Genomic DNA, 21295 nt, shown 5'->3' with positions numbered 1-21295 from the left:
CTCGCGACATGGCTGACTTCACCTGGCTCCCCGCCAACCGGGCCGCGCCCGAGGACGTCGAGGCCGTCTTCGCCACGGGTGGGCCGGCCAAGTGCCGCTGCCAGACGTGGAAGGTGCCGGGCTGGATCTGGCGGGACACCACCCAGGAGCAGCGGGACGCCGCGCTGGTCGAGCAGACCGGCTGCGGCACCAGCGGTCCGACGTCGGGGCTGATCGGCTACGTCGACGGCGAGCCCGCCGGCTGGGTGGCGGTCGAGCAGCGGGAGAACTACCCCCGGCTGTGGAGCCGCAAGCAGCCGTGGATGCGGATGGACCCCGAGCTGGAGGGCGTCTGGTCGGTGACCTGCTTCGTCGTCCGCCCGGGCCGGCGGAAGTCCGGGCTGACCTACGAGCTCGCCGCGGCCACGGTCGAGTACGGCGAGCAGGTCGGCGCGCACGTCCTGGAGGGCTACCCGATCGAGCCCCCGCCGGGGAAGTCGGTGATCTGGGACGAGGCGTCGGTCGGCCTGCTGCAGGTCTTCCTCGAGGCCGGCTACGAGGTGGTCGCCACGCCCACGCTGCGGCGGCGCGTGGTGCGGCGCCGACTGGCGGGGGGACCGTCGGCGTGACCCTGCCCTCCCTCTGATCGCGGGCCGGTGGGCGTCAGTCCGCACCGCCCCGGGGGCCTCCAGCTCCTCGCAGGGCACGGACGGCTTCGGGGACCGCTCAGTCCGCGGGGCGGAGCAGCTCGTCGAGCCGGTCGACCAGCTCGGCGACGTCCTCGACCACCACCCGGGCCCCGGCCGCCTCCAGCTCCGCGCGGGAGAAGCCCCCGCTGAGCACGCCGATGGTCGGCAGGTCGCGGGCGTTGGCGGCCTCCACGTCCCACACCGAGTCACCGACCATGACGGCGCGGCTGCCCGCCACCTTGTCGATCGCCACGTCCAGCAGCTCGGGGTCGGGCTTGGTCTCCTCGGCGTCCTCGGCGGTGGTGGTGGCGTCGACGAGGTCGTTGGCGTCCAGCAGCGCGGTGGCGTGCTCGGCGTGCCGGGGGATGGCCGAGCTGGCCAGCACCACCGTGAACCCACGCTGGCGCAGCGCCTGGAGCAGGTCGCGGGCGCCCGGCAGCAGGGTGGTCTGCTCGATGATCGCGTCGAACTCCTCCTCCCACGCCTTCCGCACCGCGTCGCCGTCGGCGTCCTCGACCCGCTGGCCGGCGGCGGCCGTGACGAGCCGGTCACCGCCCTTGCCGATCTGCCGGTGGATCCGCCACGCCGGCACGTCGTGGCCGAGGCGGGCGAAGGCCCGCACCCAGGCGACCGTGTGGTGGTAGTTGGAGTCGAGCAGGGTGCCGTCGATGTCGAGGACGACCGTGTCGACCTGCAGGGGAGTCTCGGACGGGGCAGTGTCGGTCATGGTGCCTTTCCGGTCGGGAGGCGTGCGGTCGGGAGGCGTGCGGTCAGGAGGCGTGCAGGGGAGGGGTGCCGAAGCCGGCGCCGTCGGCCATCCCCGCGACCAGGTCGCCGACCGCCTCGGGGCCGGTGAGCCGCGGCTGCCACTCCAGCTCGCGGCGGGCCCGCTCGGTCGACATCACCGGCAGGCGGCTCAGGGCGTCCCAGAGCCGCGGGTCGGCCGGGAGGGCCCGGGCCTTCCACCCGCCGGCGATCAGTCCGCGCAGCACCGCCTTGGGGACGGGCACGTGCCTGGCCTCGAAGACGGCCGCCAGGTCGGCGGCCTCGACCACGTCGGGAGCGGCGAGGTTGAAGGGTCCGGCCGCGCGGCGGACGACGATGCGGGCGACCGCGTCGGCCAGGTCGAGGGCGTGGATGGCCTGGAACGGCACGTCGGTGGGGAACGGCAGCACCGGGACCAGCGAGGGCCTCACCAGCCGCTGCGGCGCGAGCGGGCCGCCGAAGATGCGTCGCTGCTCCGAGGCGGCGCGGCGCTGGAAGACGAAGGCGGGGCGCAACCGGGCCACGGTGGCGTCGGTGCCGGCCTCGGCGGCGTCGAGCAGCCGCTCGACGTAGGCCTTCTCCCGGCAGTACGACGCCGCGGAGGTGCCGTGCGTCGGCCAGGACTCGTCGACCGGGGTGAGGTCGACCCGGGGCGAGTAGGCCGCGATCGAGGAGGCGGCGACCACCTGGGGCACCCGCGCCGCGGCGACCGCGGCGAGCACCCGGGCGGTGCCGACGGCGTTGGTCTCCCAGGTGGTCTCCGGGCGGTGGGTGGGGTTGAACATCCAGGCCAGGTGGATCACGCAGCCGGCCCCGTGGAAGAGGCCGGCGAGGTCGTCGGAGCGGACGTCGGCCTGGTGCCACTCGATCCGCTCGCCGGGCCGCTTGCCCTCCTCGGTGACCGGGAGGCGCCGGGCGAGCCCCCGCACCCGGGTGACGTCGGGGTCGGCCAGGAGGCGGTCGACGACGGCGGTGCCGATGTTGCCGGTGGCCCCGGTGACGACGACGTCCACCGCTCAGCCCGCCTGGCCGTCGCGGAGCGCGGGGAGCAGGTCGGACTCGGCCCACTCGAGGAACTCCTCCTGGTGGTCGCCGCCGACCTGGATCAGCGCCAGGTCGGTGAAGCCGGCCTCACGCCACGCGGCCGCGGCCTCCACCACCGCGCCCACGTCGTCTCCGCAGGGGATCGACTCCGCGACGTCCTCGGGGCGGACGAACTGGCTCGCCCCGGCGAAGCCGGCGGTGCCGGGCAGCTCGGCGTTGACCTTCCAGCCGCCGCCGAACCAGCGGAACTGCTCGTGGGCGCGCTGCACGGCGGCGTCCTTGTCGCGGTCGAAGCAGATGGGCATCTGGCCGATCTTGCGCGTCCCGCGGGCGCCCGCGCCGTCCCACTTCGCCACCAGCTCGCCGGTCGGCTCCGTGGTGATCATGTGGTCGACCAGGGGAGCGAGCAGCTCGATGGACTGGTTGCCGGAGATCGCGGCGCCGATCGGCACCCGGGTCTCGGGGAGGTCCCAGAGCTTGGCGGACTCGACGTCGAAGTGGACCCCGTGGTGGGTGACGTAGCCGCCGTCGAAGAGCGCGTTGATGATCTCCAGGGCCTCGACCAGCATCTCGTGCCGGACGTCGACCGCGGGCCAGGCCTGACCCACCACGTGCTCGTTGAGGTTCTCCCCGGAGCCGACACCGAGGGTGAACCGGCCGCCGGAGAGCAGCTGCACCGTGGCGGCCTTCTGGGCCACCACCGCGGGGTGGTAGCGGAAGGTCGGGCAGGTCACGTAGGTCATCAGCTCGACGCGGCTGGTCACCTGCGTGACCGCGCCGAGCATCGCCCAGGCATACCCCGAGTGGCCCTGCTCGTCGAGCCAGGGGAAGTAGTGGTCGCTCATCACCTCGAAGTCGAAGCCCGCCTGCTCGGCGAGCCCGGCGTGGCGGACCAGGTCGGAGGGGGAGGCCTGCTCGGTCATGAGGGTGTATCCGATGTGCATGGCCGACCCGTACCCCCGCACCCGGCCGCCATGCGGCCAGGTGCGGGGTGCGCGCTCAGGGCTGGAAGACCACCTTGAACGTGCCGTCGGCCTTGGTTTGGAAGTCCTTGTAGGCCTGGGGTGCGGCGTCCAGCGGCAGGTGGTGGCTGGCGAAGTGCTCGAGCCCGAGCGGGTCGGCGTCGTCGAGGGCCAGCGGCATCAGGTCGTCGAGCCAGCGGCGCACGTTGGCCTGGCCCATCCGCAGCTGGAGCTGCTTGTCGAACATGTCCATCAGCGGCAGCGGCTGGGTCTGGCCGCCGTAGACCCCGCTCAGCGAGACCGTGCCGCCGCGGCGCACCGCGTCCAGCGCGGTGGTGATCGCCGCGGCCCGGTCGACGCCGACGCGCTGCATCAGGCTCGCGGCCAGCTTGCGGGGGAGCAGCCCCAGCGCCTTCTGGCTCATCTCGGCTACCGGCGAGCCGTGCGCCTCCATCCCGACCGCGTCGACCACCGAGTCGGCGCCGCGGCCCGAGGTCCGCGAGCGGACCTCCTCGGCGATGTCGTCGACGGCGTCCATGTCGAGGATCTCGGCGCCGGCCGCCGCGGCCCGGGCCAGCCGCTCCGGCACCCGGTCGACGCCGATCACCCGCAGGCCCAGGTGGATGCCGATCCGGGCCGACATCAGGCCGATCGGCCCCAGGCCCAGGACCAGCAGGGTGCCACCGTCGGGGACGTCGGCGTAGGCGACAGCCTGCCACGCGGTGGGGGCCACGTCGGAGAGGAAGAGGAACCGGTCGTCCGCGGGACCGTGCGGCACCTTGATCGGGGAGAACTGCGCCTGGCGCACCCGCAGCAGCTCGGCCTGGCCGCCGGGCACCGAGCCGTAGAGCTTGCTGTAGCCGTAGAGCTCGGCGCCGGAGCCGTACTCGCGGACCTGGGTGGTCTCGCACTGGGTGAAGAGCTGGCGCTCGCACATCCAGCAGTGGCCGCAGGCGATCTGGAAGGGGACCACCACCCGGTCGCCGACCTGGAGGTTGCCGACCTCGCTGCCGACCTCCTCCACGATGCCCATCGGCTCGTGACCGACCACGTCGCCGGGCGTCATGAAGGGCGACAGCGGCTGGTAGAGGTGGAGGTCGGAGCCGCACAGGCCGGTGGAGGTGACCTTGATGATCGCGTCGGTGGGCTCCTCGATCCTGGGGTCCGGCACCTCCTCGACCCGGATGTCCTCGGTGCCCTGCCAGGTGACTGCCTTCATCGAAACTGCTCCTCGCGTCCGTGGTGCGTACGTCGTCCCAGATGACGTACCCGCGGTACGGGCGGGGATGCGTGAGGGCCTCGGATGCGCGCGGGGCCCCCGACCGGTACGCGCTAGCCCTCGAAGATCCGCGGCAGCTGCGAGGCACGGCCGGTGAAGCGCGGCGCGCGCTTCTCCCGGAAGGCGGCGACGCCCTCCTTGCCGTCGCCGACGCTGGTGTGGAACATGGCCAGCGAGTCGGCCAGGTGGGCCTCGAGCGGCTGCGGGGCCGCGCTGCCGGCGTAGAGGAGCTGCTTGGCCAGCGCCAGCGCGACCGGCGAGCGGTCGACCACGAAGGAACGCGCCAGCTCCAGCGCCGCCGGCACCAGGGCGTCCGGCTCGTGCACGGAGCGCACCAGCCGGCCGGCGTGCGCCTGCTCGGCGGTGAGGATCTCGGCCGAGTAGATCCACTCCAGCGCCTGCTGGACCCCGACGATCCGGGGGAGGAACCAGGTGGAGCAGGCCTCCGGGACGATGCCCAGCCGGCCGAAGACGAAGCCGATGCGGGCCCGGGTGGAGGCCAGCCGGAGGTCGGCGGCCAGCGTCATGGTGGCGCCGATGCCGACCGCGGCCCCGTTGATCGCCGCCAGCACGGGCTTGGGGCAGGCGTGCATCGCCAGGGTCACCTTGCCGCCGGTGTCGCGGACGCCGGCGGCCCACTCCTCGTCGTCGAACCGCTCGCGCAGCTCCTCGGGCGTGGGGTCCAGCGACTCGTCGAGGCCGAAGACGTTGCCCTCGGCGCTCAGGTCCATCCCGGCGCAGAACGCCCGGCCGGCCCCGGTGACCACCACCGCCCTGACCTCGTCGTCGAGCGCGGCGGCGGTGAAGAAGTGCTCCAGCTCGGCAGCCATGGTGACGGTGAAGGAGTTGAGCGCCTCGGGCCGGTCGAGGGTCAGCAGGGCGACGCCGTGCTCGTCCAGCTCGACCGTGAGGGTCTCGAAGGAGGTGGCACCCGCCGAGGCGCCGGTCACCGCTGGAGCCCCGAGGGGGTGCAGAGCTCGGCGGGGACCGACTCGGTGTCGTCCTCGATGATGTGGGTGAAGAGCCGCTGCGAGCGCTCGGGGTCCCAGGTGACGGCCAGGTCGCGGATCGGGATGCCGCAGGTCAGGCCGCTCTCGCCGTCGACCTTCGTCATGGCCAGACCGAACTGCGCGATGGCCAGCGGGCTGCTGCCCTCGCCGACCCGGAACGACTCCGCGGTGGCCGTGGAGAGCCCGTAGTAGCGCAGCGGGTTGAGGACGCTCCACGGGGACAGGGCCTTGCCACCCACCGCCGCGACGACCTCGCGCTGGTGCTCGGCCCGCTTGATGTCGCCGAGGTCGGCGGAGGTCTTGCGCGAGCGGGCGTAGCCGAGGGCGGTCTTGCCGTCGGCCTCCTGGCAGCCGGCCTCGATGTCGAGGTTGGCGTCCTTGTCCTGCATGGCGCTCTCCGGGCAGATCTCCACGCCCCCGACGGCGTCGACCATGTCGACGAAGCCGCCGAAGCCCACCTCGACGTAGTGGTCGATCCGGATCCCGGTGTTCTCCTCGATGGTGCGGGTCAGCAGCTTCGGCCCGCCCCACGCGTAGGCGGCGTTGATCTTGGAGGTGCCACGCCCGGGGATCTCGACGTTGGAGTCACGGGGGATGGACATCAGCAGGTTGGGGCCGTCGCCGGTGTGCAGCAGCATGATGGTGTCGGCGAGCCGGCTGGTCGCGCCACCGGTGCCGAGCTCGCGGCGCTGCTCCTCGGTCAGGTCGCCGCGCGAGTCGCTGCCGACCAGCAGGTACGTCGTCCCGGGCTGCTCGGCGGGGCGCTCACCGCCCGGGTCGGCGTCGACCTTGGTCACCTTCGACCACGCCCAGAACGGCACCGCGACCAGGAAGACCAGCCACAGCAGCAGCACCCAGCGGACCACCCGGAAGACCCCGAGCCGGGGGCGCCGGGGTCCTCGGGGCCCGCGACCGCCGCGCCGCTCCCGGCCGGATGGGGGCGGCCCGGCCGGAGGGGCCGCCGGCGGGGGAGTCGAGGACGTCGTCCGGCGGGGTGTGCTCGCCGGCATCATCCGGGTCCTGTCGGCGTCGTCGGCGGGCGTCGCTGCGCGCCCCCGGTCCGAGGGGCGCGGGACCGCGCGGGTCGCGTCGTCGGAGGACAAGGGGCCCTTGGATCCGTAGAGCCATTGGTACTCGGGGGTGCCCTCCTCGGGGCGCCCCTTTCCCCGGGGTCGCTCAGCCATGGGGCCGAAACTACCGGGTAGCCGGGGAGGCAGGGGGTGCCGGTGCCCTCGGACACGCCGGGGCCGCGGTCTTGACGCCTGTGACCGGTGTGACTGGTGATACTGAGAGCGGATCTGTCGGCCCTTCCCCGGCCCTTCCCCAGCCCTTCCCCAGCAGTGAGGTCCGCCCCGATGTCGTCGCCCCTCCCGCCCCCCACCGGCGTCCGTGCTCCCGGCGTCGGGGACCGCGCCGCCCGCGTCCGGTTCCGGCGCGCGGTCTCGTTGATGCTGATGACCCTGCTGGTGCCCGGCTCCGCGCAGCTGGTCGCGGGCAACCGCCGCATCGGCTGGATCGCCCTGCGCGTGTGGATCGGCCTGCTCGGGCTCGGGGCGCTGGCCCTGCTGCTCTCGGTGCTGTGGCACCCCTTCGCCTTCTGGGCGGTCTCCAACACGCTGCTGCTGGGCGCGCTGCGCCTGGCGCTGATGCTCCTGGCCGTCGGGTGGGCGGTGCTCTTCGTCGACGCCTGGCGGCTGGGACAGCCGCTGACGCTGCTCCAGAACCACCGCCTCGCCGTCGTCGGGGTCAACGGCGTGCTCTGCTTCTCGGTCGCCGGGACGCTGCTCTTCGGCGCGCACCTGGTCGGGGTGCAGCGGGAGTTCCTGGTCACGATGTTCGGCGACGGCGAGGTCGTCGACGCCCACGACGGGCGCTACAACGTGCTGCTGCTCGGCGGCGACTCCGGCGAGGGCCGCTGGGGCCTGCGTCCCGACTCGCTGACGGTGGCCAGCATCGACGAGGAGACCGGGCGCACCGTGCTGGTCGGCCTGCCCCGCAACATGGCCAACTTCCCCTTCAAGGAAGGGTCGCCGATGGCGAAGCAGTTCCCGCAGGGCTTCGACTGCGACGGCTGCTACCTCAACGGCGTGAGCACCTGGGCCCAGGACAACCCCGAGCTCTTCGGCGACTCCGAGACCCCCGGCATCGACGCGACCGTCTCCGCCGTCGAGGGGATCACCGGGCTGGACGTCAACTACTGGGCGATGGTCAACCTCCAGGGCTTCAAGGACCTGGTCGACGCCACCGGCGGAGTGACCCTCAACGTGCGGTCCCGGATCCCGGTCGGGCTGCCGCACGAGTCCTACTTCCACTACATCGAGCCGGGCGTGAAGAAGCTGAACGGCCAGGACACCCTCTGGTTCGCCCGGGCCAGGCACGGCTCCGACGACTACTCGCGGATGGCGCGGCAGAAGTGCGTGATGAACGCGATGCTCCAGCAGATCAGCCCCGACCAGGCGCTGCGCAACTTCGAGGCCATCGCCAAGGCCGGCAGCGACATGGTCTCGACCAACGTGCCGACGAGCGAGGTCGACCGCTTCCTGGCCCTCGCCCTCAAGGCGCGCTCGGAGAAGATGTCGACCGTCTCGCTCGTCCCGCCGCTGATCAACACCGCCGCGCCCGACATCGACCTGGTGCACGCCACCGTGACCTCGGCCCTGGAGAGGGCCGAGGGGATCAAGCCCGCGCCCGCGCCGGAGCCGGAGTCGGTGGTCGAGGCCGCCCCGGAGCAGGGGACCCCGGAGCAGGAGGCCCCCGAGCAGGCGGCCCCGGCGCCGCCGGCCCCGCCGCCGGTGACCGGCGGCTCGGTGGGCTCTCTGAACACCGGCTACGCCGCCAACCAGGCCGAGGACCTCGGTTCTGCCTGTTGAGCGGTCCCGGCTCGGACGGGGTCGCGACCCCCGCCTAGGGTGTGGGCCGTGACCCAGGAGAAGGCCTCAGGGCGGCACGGCGTGGTGGCGGTCGTGGTGACCTTCAACCGCCTGACGCTGCTGCGCCGCCTGGTGGCCCGGCTGCGGGAGGTCGACGGCCTGGACCAGGTCCTGGTCCTGGACAACGCCTCGACCGACGGCACCGCCCAGTGGCTGGCCGGCGAGGCCGACGCGGCTGACGAGGCCGACCAGGCCGACCAGGCCGGGGGAGCACGCACCCCCGGCGCCGGCCCGGTGCTGCGGTACCGCACCAGCGCCACCAACCGCGGCGGCGCCGGCGGCTTCCACGACGGCCTGGAGTGGGCCGTCGCCGAGGGGGCCCGGCTGGTGTGGTTGATGGACGACGACGGGCTGCCCGACCCCGACTGCCTCGAGCTGCTGCTGCGCCGCGACGGGGAGCTCGACTTCTGGGGTCCGCTCGTCGTCGACGAGGAGGACCCCCAGCGGCTGGTCTTCCCGATCAGGCTGCCCGGCGGCACCCGCGTCGTACGACGCCTCGACGACGTGCGCGCCGCCGCCCGCGACGGGCTGATCCGCGACGTGGTCATCCCCTTCAACGGGGTGCTGGTGACCAGCGAGCTGGTGACGCGGATCGGCCTGCCGCGCGAGGAGTTCTTCATCTGGGGCGACGACCACGAGTACCGGCTGCGCGCGGAGCGGGACGGCGCCCGGGTGGCCACGGTGACCGACGCGGTGGTGCGCCACCCGGCCGTCGGCGAGCTGGGCACGCCGATGATGTTCGGCCGGACCACCTACAACCACAGCCCCAGCGACCTCAAGCACTACTGCATGGCGCGCAACAACCTGGTCAACCTGCGCGACTACCGCGGCTGGGCCCATGCGGGCGCCTTCGTGGTGAAGACCGTGTGGTTCTACCTGCTCACCCGACGCGACCTGGGGCGGCTGAGACTGAGCGCCGGCGCGATGCGCGACGGCCTCCGGGGCGACTTCTCCGGGCACCGGAGGTTCCTCGATGACTGAGCCGCACGCCGACGGGCCGGGCGGGTGCCTGCCCGGCGCGGCCGTGGTGGTGGTGACCTACAACCGCGCCGACCTGCTGGCCCGGATGCTCGACGGGCTGGCGGCGCAGACCGTGCGCCCCGCCGAGGTGGTGGTGGTCGACAACGCCAGCACCGACCACACCGCCGCCGTGCTCGCCGGGCGCACCGACCTGCCGCTGACCGTGCTCACCATGACCGAGAACCTCGGGGGAGCGGGCGGCTTCCACGCCGGGACCCGAGCGGCCCACGAGGCCGGCCACGACCGGATCTGGCTGATGGACGACGACGTGGTGCCCGCCCCGGACTGCCTGGCCGTGCTGCTGGCCCGCCCCGAGCCGTGCCTGATGGCGGTCCGTGAGGACCTGTCGGGCGCCCTGGTGGAGAAGGCGGCCATCCGCTTCGACCTGGACAACCCGCTCGCGGTGCGCCCCAAGACGGCCAGCGTGGACTCGACCTACGCCACCCGGGCGCAGATGCCGCCGGTGGTGCCGGTGGAGAACGTCGCCTTCGAGGGTTTCATGGTCAGCCGCGAGGTGGTCGACGCCATCGGCCTGCCCGACCCGTCCTTCTTCATCTTCTACGACGACGTCGACTACGCCCTGCGGGCCCGGCGGGCGGGCTTCCCCATCGTGGCGGTCCGGGACGCGGTGCTGGTGCGCCAGCTCGACTTCAACCAGCAGCACGACCTCGCCGGCTGGAAGGGCTACTTCATGTACCGCAACCTCTTCGCGGTGCACTTCCGCTACGGCTCCAACGCCGCGGTGCGCGCCAAGCCCTACCTGGTCGCCCTGGCCGTCGCGCTGCTGAGCCCGGTGCGCGGGGGCAGGGCGGAGGCCCGGAACGTGATCCGCGCCATCCGCGATGCCCGGGGCATGCGCACGGTGCCGGGCTCCGACCCCACCCGTGGCTAGACTCATGGCCGCTTGCCGAGATGCTGAGGAGCACCCTTTGACCGAGTTCGACCCGTCGACCGAGCGCCGCGACCGTCCCGACCTGGTGGTCGTCGGCTCCGGGTTCTTCGGCCTCACCATCGCCGAGCGGTGTGCCACCGACCTGGGGCTCAAGGTGCTCGTGGTGGAGCGTCGCAGCCACCTGGGCGGCAACGCCTACAGCGAGTTCGACGAGGAGACCGGGATCGAGGTGCACAAGTACGGCACCCACCTCTTCCACACCTCCAACCGCCGGGTCTGGGAGTACGTCAACCGGTTCACCGACTTCACCTCCTACCAGCACCGGGTCTTCGCCAAGTTCCAGGGACAGGTCTATTCCTTCCCGATGAACCTGGGGCTGATCAACCAGTTCTTCGGCAAGTCCCACACGCCCGACGAGGCGCGGGCGCTGATCGCCGAGCAGGCCAGCGAGATCGCCACCGAGGACGCCACCAACCTCGAGGAGAAGGCGATCTCCCTGATCGGCCGGCCCCTCTACGAGGCGTTCGTCAAGGGCTACACCGCCAAGCAGTGGCAGACCGACCCCAAGGAGCTGAGCGCCGACATCATCACGCGCCTCCCGGTCCGCTACACCTTCGACAACCGCTACTTCAACGACACCTACGAGGGCCTCCCGGTCGACGGCTACACCGCCTGGTTGACCCGGATGGCCGAGCACCCCAACATCGAGGTCCGGCTCAACACCGACTTCTTCGAGGTGACCGACGACTTCGACGCGGGCGACTACAAGGGCAAGGTGCCGATCGTCTACACCGGCCCCGTCGACGAGTACTTCGGCAACTGTGAGGGTCGCCTGTCCTGGCGCACCATCGACCTCGAGCAGGAGACCCTGGACGTCGACGACTACCAGGGCACCGGCGTGGTCAACGCCAACGACGCCGACGTGCCGTGGACCCGGGTGCTGGAGTTCAAGCACCTCCACCCCGAGCGCAAGCACCTGGCCGGCAAGACCATCGTGGTCCACGAGTACAGCCGCTTCGCCGAGGAGGGCGATGAGCCCTACTACCCGGTCAACACCGCCGAGGACCGGGCGATCCTGCTGAAGTACCGCGAGCTGGCCAAGGCCGAGCCGATGGTCCTCTTCGGCGGCCGCCTCGGCACCTACAAGTACCTCGACATGCACATGGCCATCGGGGCTGCGCTCTCCATGTACGACAACAAGCTCAAGCCTCACTTCGCCGACGGGGCGGAGCTCAAGAGCGGAGGAGTGGACGAATGACCACCACCAGGCTGCTCCAGCGGCAGATCTTCCCGCTGGACAGGGACCCCGGGGTCTTCCCCCTCTACGTCGACCTGGAGGAGGCGCGGCTCGACACCGACCGGCACGAGGTCGGCGGCAACAAGGCCGCCAAGGACCTCAACAACGCGGTGATCCGCCAGTCGACGTCGACCGGTCGCGCGCTCCACCCCGAGCAGATCCGCTCCCGCACCTCGCTGCAGGTCCCCAGCGGGCAGTCGATCTCGTTCGGCACCTACTTCAACGCCTTCCCGGCCTCCTACTGGCGCCGGTGGACCGTGGTCGACCGGGTCACCCTCACCGTGCGGCTGCGCGGTCGCGGGGCGATGCTGACCGTCTACAAGTCCATGGCCCGCGGTCACTCCCAGCGCGTCGACTCGGTCACCGTGACGCAGTCCGAGGGCGCCTCGACCTACTCCTTCGACCTGACCCTCGCGCCGTTCGTCGACGGTGGCTGGTACTGGTACGACGTCATCGCCGGCGACGACGAGGCGGTCGTGGAGTCCGCCGAGTGGAGCGCCGAGGTCCCGGACGACCGCGCCGAGCACGGCACCACCGACATCTGCATCACCACGATGAACCGGCCCGACTTCTGCGCCAAGCTGATCGGCCAGCTCGCCGACGACGAGGTGCTGCGCCCCTACCTCGACACCGTGCTGGTGATGGAGCAGGGCACCAAGCCGGTCACCGACTCGGAGTTCTTCCCGGCCGCGGAGAAGGAGCTGGGGGAGAAGCTGCGCGTGATCGTGCAGGGCAACCTCGGCGGGTCCGGCGGCTACGCCCGCGGCCAGCTGGAGTCGATCCGCAAGGGCACCGCGACCTACTCGCTGATGATGGACGACGACGTCGTCTGTGAGCCCGAGGGCATCATGCGGGCCATCACGTTCGCCGACCTCGCCAAGCGCCCCACCATCGTCGGCGGGCACATGTTCAACATCTACAGCCGCTCCCGGCTCCACTCCTTCGGCGAGATCATCCAGCCGTGGCGCTTCTGGTGGCAGACCCGGCTCGACGGCTACAGCGACTGGGACTTCGCCGCCCGGAACCTGCGCTCCTCGCGGTGGCTCCACAAGCGGGCCGACGTCGACTTCAACGGCTGGTTCATGTGCCTCATCCCGCGTCAGGTGCTGGAGGAGGTCGGCCTCTCCCTGCCGCTCTTCATCAAGTGGGACGACTCCGAGTTCGGCCTGCGCGCCAAGGCGGCCGGCTACCCGACGGTGACCTTCCCCGGCGCGGCTGTGTGGCACGTGCCGTGGTCGGACAAGAACGACGGCGTCGACTGGCAGGCCTACTTCCACCAGCGCAACCGCTTCGTGGCTGCCCTGCTGCACTCGCCCTACGACCGTGGCGGCCGGATGGTGCGGGAGAGCTTCAACCACCAGGTCAAGCACCTGGCCTCGTTGCAGTACTCCACCGCCGAGCTGCGCCACCGGGCGCTGGAGGACGTGCTGGCCGGCCCCCACCGGCTCCACGAGGACCTGCCGACCAAGCTGGCCGAGGTCAACGCCTTCCGCAAGCAGTTCAGCGACGCCCAGCTGCACGCCGATCGCGACGAGCTGCCCCCGGTGCGCCGCAAGAAGCCCCCGAAGAAGGGCAAGAGCGACATCGAGATCCCGGGCCGGATCAGCGCGCTGATCCAGGCCGGCCTCGCCCCGATCCGCCAGCTGCGCCCGGTGCGGGAGATGGCGCGTCGTCACCCGGAGGCCGAGCTGACCGCGCTGGACGCCGCCTGGTTCAACCTGGTCAAGTACGACTCCGCGGTGGTGTCGATGAACGACGGCACGTCGGTGGCGCTCTACCGGCGCGACCCGGAGCTCTACCGCGACCTGCTCCGCCGGACCGTGGAGATCCACGCGCGGCTCTACCGCGAGTGGCCCCGGCTGGCCGCGGAGTACCAGGCCGCCCTGGCGGAGGTGACGTCCCCCGAGCAGTGGGAGAAGACCTTCGAGCCGTGGAGCAGCGAGGAGGGGCAGACCTTCGCCCCGACGCCGCGATGACCGACGCAGAAGTCGACTCCGCACGCCCCGACCTGCCGCCGCTGGCCCCGCCGGCGGCGCGCTCCGGGCTCCTCGAGGTCTTCCGCCAGCGCTACCTGCTCGGGATGCTGGTGCGCAACACCATGCAGGCGCGCTACCAGGGCACGGTGCTGGGCTGGGCCTGGAGCTACCTCCAGCCGCTGGTGCGGTTCCTGATGTTCTACTTCATCTTCCAGGTGATGATCGGGCGCGGCAGCGGGATGGAGAACTTCGCCATCCACCTCTTCGCGGGGATGGTCCTGGTCCACTTCTTCACCGAGACCTTCGCCGGCGGCACCCAGTCACTGGTGATGAACCGCAGCCTGATCACCAAGCTGGCCATGCCCAAGGAGCTCTTCCCGGTGGCGCGGATGCTGGTCTCCCTCTGGCACACCGGACCGATGCTCCTCATCCTGGTCATCGCCTGCTTCTTCACCGGCTGGCGTCCCGACGCCCTGGGTCTGCTGGCGGGCCTGCTGGGCTTCGCCCTCATCCTGCTGCTCGGCCTGGCGCTCGCGCTCTTCTTCAGCGTCTCCAACGTCTTCTTCCGGGACTTCAGCAAGGTCGTCCAGACGCTGACCCAGTTCGTCACCTTCAGCGTGCCGATGCTCTATCCCTTCACCCTGGTGCAGGACCGCTTCGGCGAGACCGGCGCTGAGATCTACCTCTACAACCCGGTCGCGGAGGCGGTGCTGCTCATCCAGCGGTGCTTCTGGACAGGTACGACCGACGACCCGACGGCCACCGCGGCCCTGCACATGCCCGACGACCTGTGGACCCGGGGCGTGGTCATGGTGATGGTCTCGGTGGTGCTGCTCGCGCTCGCGCAGCTGTGGTTCAGCAAGTTCGAGAAGCGCGTCCCGGAGCGGCTCTGATGACCAACTACATCGAGGTCCACCACGCGACCAAGTCCTTCACCATGCAGTACCACCGCTCCCTGAAGCAGATCCTGCTGGCCCGGGCGCGGGGGCAGCGCACCCACGACGTCTTCAACGCCGTGGAGGACGTCAGCTTCACCGTCGCGGAGGGCGAGTCGATCGGGCTGATGGGCCTCAACGGCTCGGGCAAGTCAACGCTGCTGAAGATGATCAGCGGGGTGATGCGCCCCGACGCCGGCACCGTGCTCACCCGCGGTCGGATCGCTGGCCTGATCGCCACCGGTGCCGGGTTCGACATGCAGCTGACGGGGCGGGAGAACCTGCTGCTCAACGCCGCCATCCTGGGGATGAGCCGGGCCGAGACCCAACGGAAGTTCGACGAGATCGTGGAGTTCGCCGAGCTCGGCAGCTTCCTCGACACCGCGGTCGCCTACTACAGCTCGGGCATGAAGGCCCGGCTCGGCTTCGCCGTGGCCATCCACGTCGACTCCGACATCTTCATCGCCGACGAGGCGCTGGCGGTGGGGGACCGACCCTTCAAGCGCAAGTGCAAGAACAAGATGGACGAGATCCGCAAGGCCGGGACGACGATCTTCTACGTCAGCCACGCCCCCGGCTCGGTGCGCAAGCTCTGCAGCCGCGTCCTGGTGCTCGACAAGGGCCGCCTGACCTTCGACGGGGACGTGGACGAGGGCATCAAGTTCCTGCACTACGACGACGACGAGGACGGGAACGGCAGCGAGGACGACGGTCTCGGGGCCGACATCTGACCCCAGGGGTCGGAGTCGTCGTCCGCACCACCCTTCCCAGCCGTCTAGCCCGGTCGGTCGGGCCGCTCGCCGTGCCAGGCGTGCTGGGGCTGGTGTGACTCATGTTTCTGGTGGTTTTACTCGTGACGAATTGACAAACTTGAAGAACGTCGGCGTGGCGACTGGAAATTACAACGTTGTAGTTACTCAGTTCCACTTGCCGTCACCCCTGTGACGGATGTGAAACTTGCTACTCGTGTGACCTTCCCCCGCACTGGAGTAGCCAAGAATGCATTCGACTCACGCCCGCTTCATCACCGCCTGCCAGCAGCTGCTGGCCCTCGGCGTGGTGCTCGCCGTCCTGACACCCGCCGCCAGTGTGATGAGCCTGGACGTGGTCTCCCAGCCTCCCTCACCGGGAGGCGCGTCCAGCGCCGTCCTCGCCTCCGCCGAGGTGCCCACGGAGGCGGTCGACCCCGAGGTCACCGAGTACGCGCTGGAGCCGGCCGAGGCCGACGCCGCGCCGCGCGCCTCGCAGGGGAGCGAGCCGACCGGGCCCGGGGTCCCCGAGTCGCTGGCCGCCGACGGCGCCACCGAGCCGGCCGAGCCCACCGAGCCCACCGAGCCCACCGAGCCCACCGAGCCCACCGAGCCCACCGAGCCCACCGAGCCCACCGAGCCCGCGGGCACCGCCGAGACCGCCGTGGTGGCGGCCCCGGTGGAGGGCTACGGCGCCGTCGGGGTCACCTGGTCCCCGGAGTCGGCCGTCTCCGACCACGACCTGACCCTCGAGGTGCGCACCCGGGAGGGCGAGGGCTGGAGTGACTGGACCGAGCTGGAGTTCCACGACGACCACGCCCCCGAGCCCGGCAGCCCCGACGCACGCTCCGCGCGCCCCGGCACCGACCCGCTGATCGTCGGCGACGTGGAGGAGGTCCAGGTCCGCGCGGGCGCCGAGGACGGACTGCCCGGCGACCTGTCGCTGGCCGTCATCGACCCGGGCGAGGCCGAGGAGGTCCGCGAGGAGACTCCCGAGCTCGGCACCGGGGGCGCTGCCGCCGGGGGGACCGCCACGACCGACGGCGGCGAGGCTGCGACGACCGACGGCGACGGGGCCATCGCCCTGCAGGCCGCCCGGAAGAACGCCGCGATGCCCACCATCTTCTCCCGGGCCCAGTGGGGCGCCAACGAGAAGATCCGCAGCAAGTCCTCGCTGCGCTACGGCTCGATCAGCGCCGGCTTCGTCCACCACACGGTCAACGCCAACGACTACACCGCCGACGAGGTGCCTGGCATCCTGCGCAGCATCTACGCCTACCACGTGAAGTCCCGGGGCTGGAGCGACATCGGCTACAACTTCCTCGTCGACCGCTTCGGCCGCATCTGGGAGGGCCGCTACGGCGGCGTCGACAAGGCGGTGGTCGGGGCGCACACCCTCGGCTACAACGACTACTCCTTCGCCATGTCGGCGATCGGCAACTTCGAGCTCGTGCAGCCCACCCCGGAGATGATCGCCGCCTACGGCCAGCTCTTCGGCTGGAAGCTCGGCCTGCACGGCGTCAACCCCGCCTCGACCTCGCAGCAGGTCGGCAAGAAGGTCTTCCCCGCCATCAACGGCCACCGCGACGCCGGCAGCACCGCCTGCCCGGGCCGCTACCTCTACGCCCAGCTCCCGGCGATCCGCACGGCGGCCGCCGCGGCCGCCCCGGCACCGCCCACCGCGCCCCCGGCGCCGCCGGAGGAGTTCCACGAGGCCCCGCTGAGCTCCAACCTGGCCGGCACCGCCCACCCCGACCTGGTCGTGCGCCGGGCCAGCGACGGCCGGGGGTTCGTCCTCCCGACCGGCGGCCTGGCGGCGTTCAACCGCACGCTGACGGTCTTCAAGAAGGGCTGGCGGGGACCGACCGACGTCGTGGCCTCGCCCGACCTCACCGGCGACGGCGTGGCCGACCTGGTGGTGACCTCTCGCAAGGGCGGCAAGATCAGGCCCGGCAACGGCACCGGCGGGTTCAAGAAGTCCGTGCGTACCGTCAAGACCATGCGCGACGTGCGCATGCTCACCGCGGTGGGCGACACCAACGGGGACGGGCGCAACGACCTCGTGGCGGTCGTGCGGGGCAGCAGGCAGGCGGTCGCCTTCCTCGGGACCGCGAAGTCGGGATTCACCCGGGTCAGTCTGGGGCGTTCATGGGGGCGCTACACCAGGCTGATCGGGGTCGGTGACATCAACACCGACGGACGTCCCGACCTCCTGGGCCGCGACAAGAAGGGCGTGGTCTGGACCCGGCTCGGGACCGGTCCGGCCACCTTCGGCAAGGCCCGCCGGACCCCGGGCGACTGGTCGGGCTACAACCAGCTGGTCGGCGGCGCCGACTTCACCGGTGACGGGCGGGCCGACCTGGTCGCCCGCAAGCGCTCCGGCGCGGTCTACGTGCTGCCCGGCCTCGGGAACGGCTCCTTCGGACAGCCGCAGGGCCCGATGGCCAACCTGCCCCGGCTCAGCGGCATGAGCGCCGTGCAGGTCGTCGACGGCACCGCCCCGGACCTGGTCGCCCGGCGGGGCCCCGCGCTGGTCGTGGTGCCCAACCGCGGCAGCTTCGACCTCGGCAGCCCGATCGACACCGGCGCCGACCTCTCCGGCTCCAACCTGCTGATCAACGCCGGCGACTGGGACGGCGACGGGTTCGGCGACGTCCTCACCCGCGAGGGCGACGGCGGGCTCCTGCTCCGCCGCGGGAACGGCCAGGGACAGCTCGCGGCCCCGGTGCTGCTGGGGAGCGGCTGGCCCGCGGGCGAGGCGGTCGAGGCGGTCGGCGACGTCACCGGTGACGGCTACCCCGACCTGATGCGGACGCCCGCCGGCGGGCAGGCGCTCCTCTACCGCGGGCAGGGGGCCGGGGGCTACCTCGAGCCGGTGGCGGCCACCGGCCTGAGCCGGGCCGCGCTCCGGCTGGCAGCCCGCTCCAACCCGTCCTACGACCTGAGCGCCTACGACTGGCAGGTCCCGATCGCCGACGCCCAGCTGGGGCCGCGGACCGACCTGGTGGTCCGCGAGGCGGCCACCGGCCGGCTCTACCTCATCAACGGCAGCGCGAAGGGCCTGCGCGGCCTGCGGCTGCTCGGCGAGGGCCTCGGGGGCTACGACCTGGCGGGCTGAGGCTCACCCGGCCTCGTGCACGTCGGTGACGCGCTCGTCGTCGGCGGTCGCGGCCAGGCGGCCGGGGTCCGCCTCGGCCACCAGCACCACAGACCCTCCCCGGGCCAACGGCTCGGTGAAGGTGGCCAGACCTGATGGGGAAGTCGGGTTCGCCACCGTGAGGAGGCGGCCGCCGTCGGAGAGGAGACTCCCGGCGGCGGCCGCCGTCATCAGCTGGTCCTGGCTCACCCCGGGGACGGCCTCGTCCTGGGGCTGCGGCGGGTCGTAGGGGGTGAACCCGTCGGGCTGGGCCCACACCTCCACGCCCACGTCGATCACCCCCGCCGGCAACGGGTCGGCGAAACGGACGCCGAGCGGGCGCAGGCTGCAGGCCAGGACCGGGCGGTCCCGCGCTGTGTCGGCGTACGCCGGGAGGCTCCCCGGGCCGCAGACCACCGCGTCGGCCGGCTCGTCGGCGACCACGACCAGGCCCACCGTCCAGGCGGCTCCCAGGAAGACCGGGCCCAGCCAGTGCGGGGGCAGGTCGACGCGGAGCCGCTGCCCGCGCTCGAGGTCGCACTCGTCGGCCAGCAGCCCGGCGACCTTGGCCACCCAGTTGGCGTAGGTGGTCACCGAGAGCTCGACGCGCTCCCCGGTGAGGTGGTCGTAGAAGGTGACGAGCGGACGTCCGGGGTCGCGTCGCAGCTGCCGGGCCAGCACGTCGTTGAAGGTGGGCACCGCGCCAGCCTAGGCGCCGGGTCGTCTAGCCTCCCGCCATGACCCAGTCACCGCAGCCCCTCCCGGACCGGGCGGCGCGCCCCGCCGCCTCCCTCGACGGGTTCTGGGCGGTGGTGCCGGCCGGGGGAGCGGGCACCCGGCTGTGGCCGTTGTCGCGGCGCCGGGCGCCGAAGTTCCTCCTCGACCTGACCGGCTCGGGGCGGACCCTGCTCCAGGACACCCTGGACCGGCTGACCCCGCTGACCCAGGGGCGGGCGCTGGTGGTCACCGGGCAGGCCCACCGCGACGCCGTGCTCGCCCAGCTGCCCGACCTCGGCCCCGCCGACGTCGTGGCCGAGCCGTCGGCGCGGGACTCGATGGCCGCCATCGGGCTGGCCGCGGCGCTCCTGGAGCTGCGCGACCCCGACGCGGTGATGGGCTCCTTCGCCGCCGACCACGTGATCACCGACGAGGAGGCCTTCGGCACCGCCGTGGCGCAGGCGCACGCCGCCGCCCGCGAGGGCTGGCTGGTGACCATCGGGATCGAGGCGACGCACCCCGCCACGGGCTTCGGCTACGTGCGCGCGGGCGAGCCGCTGCCCGGTCTCGAGGCCAGGCGGGTCGCCGAGTTCGTGGAGAAGCCCACCCTCGACGTCGCCACCCGCTACGTCGCCGACGGCTACCGCTGGAACGCCGGGATGTTCGTGGTCCGGCCGTCGGTGCTGCTCGACCTGCTCGCCGAGCAGGACCCGGCGTTCGCCGCCGCCCTGCGCGGGATCGCCGCCGCGCCCGCCACGCTGGGGGAGGTGTGGCCCACGCTGCCCCGGATCGCGATCGACCACGCCGTCGCGGAGCCCGCGGCCGCCGCGGGCCGGGTCGCGGTGGTGGCCGGCCGCTTCGGCTGGGACGACGTGGGCGACTTCGCCTCCCTCGGCGACCTGCTCGGCGCCGGCGCGGCGAGCGGTGGGGTCACCGTGCTCGGGGACGACGCCCTGGTCCGCGCGATCGACAGCTCAGGCCTGGTGGTGCCGGCGGGCGGGCGGACCGTCGCGGTCATCGGTCTCGACGACGTGGTCGTGGTCGACACCGGGGACGCCCTCCTGGTCACCTCGCGGGAGCGGGCGCAGGAGGTGAAGAGCATCGTGGCCGCCCTCCAGGAGGACGGCCACGACGAGCTGACCTGAGCCGTTCCGGCCGGAACGGTGCGGTGCCTCAGATCGCGTCGGGCTCCGGGGAGTCCATGTAGGGGTAGTCGAGCATGAACTTCTCCAGGGCCTCGCCGCTCGGCTCCGAGCAGTACTGCCACACGCCGACCTGCTTCTCCGGGTCCTGGTTGCCGGCGCCGCCGATCGACCAGTGGGTCATGGCGATGTGCTGGCCCTCGGGGAACTTGCCGCCGTCCTCGTCACGCCACGGCACGGCCTTGAACTTGTTGCGCAGGTTCTCGTCGTTCTCGAACTTGCTGGCGATGCCGCGCAGCGTCTTCATCTGCTCCTCGTCGTCGGCGATCGTCTCGTCGTACCACATCAGCGTGTAGCCGTGCTCGAGGTTGTGCACGAGCTCGCCGAGGTCCGGGCGGTCGTCGGTGTAGAACTTCCGGTCGATGGAGTCCCAGATGTCGTAGTGCTGGCCGAACGCGGGCGGGGCGTCCTCGTACGTCAGGGGAGTGCCCTCGGGGACGTGGTCCTGGCTCCCGCTGGCCTTCTTGGTCTCGACCTCCTGGCAGGAGGACGCCGGGGCGCCGATCTCGCCCACGGCCTGGTCCTTGAACTCGCGCAGCTCCCGGGAGTCGCCGGTGGCCGCCCAGACGGCGGATCCGATGATCAGCAGGCCCGCCAGCACGGCGCCGACCACGATGGCGTTGCCCTTGCGGCGCTCGGCCGACTTCTGCTGCTTGCGGATGTCGTCGATGACGGCCTGTCGGCTCGTCTTGTCCTTGTTGGCCACGTCGGGG

General features: G+C 72.1%; 18 protein-coding genes. 10 read left to right on the top strand and 8 right to left on the bottom strand.

Features of this window, described 5'->3' with window-relative positions:
- Window positions 1-8 precede the first annotated feature (8 nt).
- The gene (locus tag AC4BG9_RS01095) at window positions 9-608 is read left to right on the top strand and encodes a GNAT family protein (protein WP_490569236.1); all 600 of its coding nucleotides are present in this window, start codon (window positions 9-11) and stop codon (window positions 606-608) included.
- 97 nt (window positions 609-705) lie between these two features.
- Here the strand turns inward: AC4BG9_RS01095 and AC4BG9_RS01090 are convergent, their stop codons facing one another.
- The 6 genes from AC4BG9_RS01090 to AC4BG9_RS01065 form a co-directional block, all read right to left on the bottom strand.
- Window positions 706-1395: an HAD family hydrolase gene (locus tag AC4BG9_RS01090; protein WP_490569235.1), complete on the bottom strand. Its 690-nt coding sequence runs from the start codon at window positions 1393-1395 to the stop codon at window positions 706-708.
- 43 nt (window positions 1396-1438) lie between these two features.
- Window positions 1439-2446, bottom strand: coding sequence for an NAD-dependent epimerase/dehydratase family protein (locus AC4BG9_RS01085; protein ID WP_490569234.1), 1008 nt, complete (start codon window positions 2444-2446; stop codon window positions 1439-1441).
- 3 nt (window positions 2447-2449) lie between these two features.
- Window positions 2450-3421, bottom strand: a complete 972-nt coding sequence (locus AC4BG9_RS01080; protein WP_490569233.1) for a TIGR03557 family F420-dependent LLM class oxidoreductase — start codon at window positions 3419-3421, stop codon at window positions 2450-2452.
- 55 nt (window positions 3422-3476) lie between these two features.
- Window positions 3477-4658 carry an alcohol dehydrogenase catalytic domain-containing protein gene (locus tag AC4BG9_RS01075; protein WP_490569232.1) on the bottom strand — a complete coding sequence of 394 codons (1182 nt, stop codon included), beginning with the start codon at window positions 4656-4658 and terminating at the stop codon, window positions 3477-3479.
- Window positions 4659-4771: 113 nt separating this feature from the next.
- Window positions 4772-5668 carry a crotonase/enoyl-CoA hydratase family protein gene (locus AC4BG9_RS01070; protein ID WP_490569231.1) on the bottom strand — a complete coding sequence of 299 codons (897 nt, stop codon included), beginning with the start codon at window positions 5666-5668 and terminating at the stop codon, window positions 4772-4774.
- A complete protein-coding gene (locus AC4BG9_RS01065; protein WP_490569230.1) occupies window positions 5665-6912 on the bottom strand; it encodes an LCP family protein in 1248 nt (415 codons plus the stop codon). Before AC4BG9_RS01065 ends, AC4BG9_RS01070 begins: the two co-directional genes overlap by 4 nt.
- Window positions 6913-7083: 171 nt before the next feature.
- Here AC4BG9_RS01065 and AC4BG9_RS01060 point away from each other — a divergent pair, with 171 nt between their 5' ends.
- The 8 genes from AC4BG9_RS01060 to AC4BG9_RS01025 all read left to right on the top strand — a co-directional run bounded on the left by AC4BG9_RS01060 (window position 7084) and on the right by AC4BG9_RS01025 (window position 18645).
- On the top strand, window positions 7084-8598 hold the full coding sequence (locus tag AC4BG9_RS01060) for an LCP family protein (protein ID WP_490569229.1): 1515 nt from the start codon (window positions 7084-7086) through the stop codon (window positions 8596-8598).
- Window positions 8599-8646: 48 nt separating this feature from the next.
- On the top strand, window positions 8647-9639 hold the full coding sequence (locus AC4BG9_RS01055) for a glycosyltransferase (RefSeq protein WP_490569228.1): 993 nt from the start codon (window positions 8647-8649) through the stop codon (window positions 9637-9639).
- A complete protein-coding gene (locus tag AC4BG9_RS01050) occupies window positions 9632-10570 on the top strand; it encodes a glycosyltransferase family 2 protein (protein WP_490569227.1) in 939 nt (312 codons plus the stop codon). Before AC4BG9_RS01055 ends, AC4BG9_RS01050 begins: the two co-directional genes overlap by 8 nt.
- A 37-nt stretch (window positions 10571-10607) precedes the next feature.
- Entirely contained in the window at window positions 10608-11828 is a 1221-nt protein-coding gene (glf, locus tag AC4BG9_RS01045) for a UDP-galactopyranose mutase (RefSeq protein ID WP_490569226.1), read from the top strand.
- Complete coding sequence (locus AC4BG9_RS01040) at window positions 11825-13843, top strand: glycosyltransferase (RefSeq protein ID WP_490569225.1); 2019 nt, start codon at window positions 11825-11827, stop codon at window positions 13841-13843. The genes glf and AC4BG9_RS01040 overlap by 4 nt, the downstream gene beginning before the upstream one ends.
- Window positions 13840-14736: an ABC transporter permease gene (locus AC4BG9_RS01035; protein ID WP_490569224.1), complete on the top strand. Its 897-nt coding sequence runs from the start codon at window positions 13840-13842 to the stop codon at window positions 14734-14736. The genes AC4BG9_RS01040 and AC4BG9_RS01035 overlap by 4 nt, the downstream gene beginning before the upstream one ends.
- Window positions 14736-15509, top strand: a complete 774-nt coding sequence (locus AC4BG9_RS01030; RefSeq protein WP_490569223.1) for an ABC transporter ATP-binding protein — start codon at window positions 14736-14738, stop codon at window positions 15507-15509. The genes AC4BG9_RS01035 and AC4BG9_RS01030 overlap by 1 nt, the downstream gene beginning before the upstream one ends.
- A gap of 268 nt (window positions 15510-15777) precedes the next feature.
- Window positions 15778-18645, top strand: coding sequence for an FG-GAP-like repeat-containing protein (locus AC4BG9_RS01025; protein WP_490569222.1), 2868 nt, complete (start codon window positions 15778-15780; stop codon window positions 18643-18645).
- Window positions 18646-18648: 3 nt separating this feature from the next.
- Here AC4BG9_RS01025 and AC4BG9_RS01020 read toward each other — a convergent pair whose 3' ends face one another.
- Complete coding sequence (locus tag AC4BG9_RS01020; protein ID WP_490569221.1) at window positions 18649-19362, bottom strand: TIGR03089 family protein; 714 nt, start codon at window positions 19360-19362, stop codon at window positions 18649-18651.
- Window positions 19363-19400: 38 nt separating this feature from the next.
- Here AC4BG9_RS01020 and AC4BG9_RS01015 point away from each other — a divergent pair, with 38 nt between their 5' ends.
- On the top strand, window positions 19401-20525 hold the full coding sequence (locus tag AC4BG9_RS01015; RefSeq protein ID WP_490569220.1) for a mannose-1-phosphate guanylyltransferase: 1125 nt from the start codon (window positions 19401-19403) through the stop codon (window positions 20523-20525).
- Between the two features lie 28 nt (window positions 20526-20553).
- Here AC4BG9_RS01015 and AC4BG9_RS01010 read toward each other — a convergent pair whose 3' ends face one another.
- A complete protein-coding gene (locus AC4BG9_RS01010; RefSeq protein ID WP_490569219.1) occupies window positions 20554-21288 on the bottom strand; it encodes a DUF3105 domain-containing protein in 735 nt (244 codons plus the stop codon).
- Between the last annotated feature and the right edge of the window lie 7 nt (window positions 21289-21295).

It is taken from the genome of Nocardioides sp. Z40_12, from assembly GCF_058215795.1.
Note: the sequence above shows the minus strand (reverse complement) of the source record. Positions and strands in the feature narration are given on the sequence as shown.

Bases quoted from the DNA above. Each gene is read 5' to 3' on its own strand.
- AC4BG9_RS01035 (WP_490569224.1), top strand. From the start codon at position 13,840: ATGACCGACGCAGAAGTCGACTCCGCACGCCCCGACCTGCCGCCGCTG.
- AC4BG9_RS01030 (WP_490569223.1), top strand. From the start codon at position 14,736: ATGACCAACTACATCGAGGTCCACCACGCGACCAAGTCCTTCACCATG.
- AC4BG9_RS01040 (WP_490569225.1), top strand. From the start codon at position 11,825: ATGACCACCACCAGGCTGCTCCAGCGGCAGATCTTCCCGCTGGACAGG.
- AC4BG9_RS01065 (WP_490569230.1), bottom strand. From the start codon at position 6,912: ATGGCTGAGCGACCCCGGGGAAAGGGGCGCCCCGAGGAGGGCACCCCC.
- AC4BG9_RS01075 (WP_490569232.1), bottom strand. From the start codon at position 4,658: ATGAAGGCAGTCACCTGGCAGGGCACCGAGGACATCCGGGTCGAGGAG.
- AC4BG9_RS01050 (WP_490569227.1), top strand. From the start codon at position 9,632: ATGACTGAGCCGCACGCCGACGGGCCGGGCGGGTGCCTGCCCGGCGCG.
- AC4BG9_RS01025 (WP_490569222.1), top strand. From the start codon at position 15,778: ATGCATTCGACTCACGCCCGCTTCATCACCGCCTGCCAGCAGCTGCTG.
- AC4BG9_RS01060 (WP_490569229.1), top strand. From the start codon at position 7,084: ATGTCGTCGCCCCTCCCGCCCCCCACCGGCGTCCGTGCTCCCGGCGTC.
- AC4BG9_RS01015 (WP_490569220.1), top strand. From the start codon at position 19,401: ATGACCCAGTCACCGCAGCCCCTCCCGGACCGGGCGGCGCGCCCCGCC.
- AC4BG9_RS01090 (WP_490569235.1), bottom strand. From the start codon at position 1,395: ATGACCGACACTGCCCCGTCCGAGACTCCCCTGCAGGTCGACACGGTC.
- AC4BG9_RS01095 (WP_490569236.1), top strand. From the start codon at position 9: ATGGCTGACTTCACCTGGCTCCCCGCCAACCGGGCCGCGCCCGAGGAC.
- AC4BG9_RS01080 (WP_490569233.1), bottom strand. From the start codon at position 3,421: ATGCACATCGGATACACCCTCATGACCGAGCAGGCCTCCCCCTCCGAC.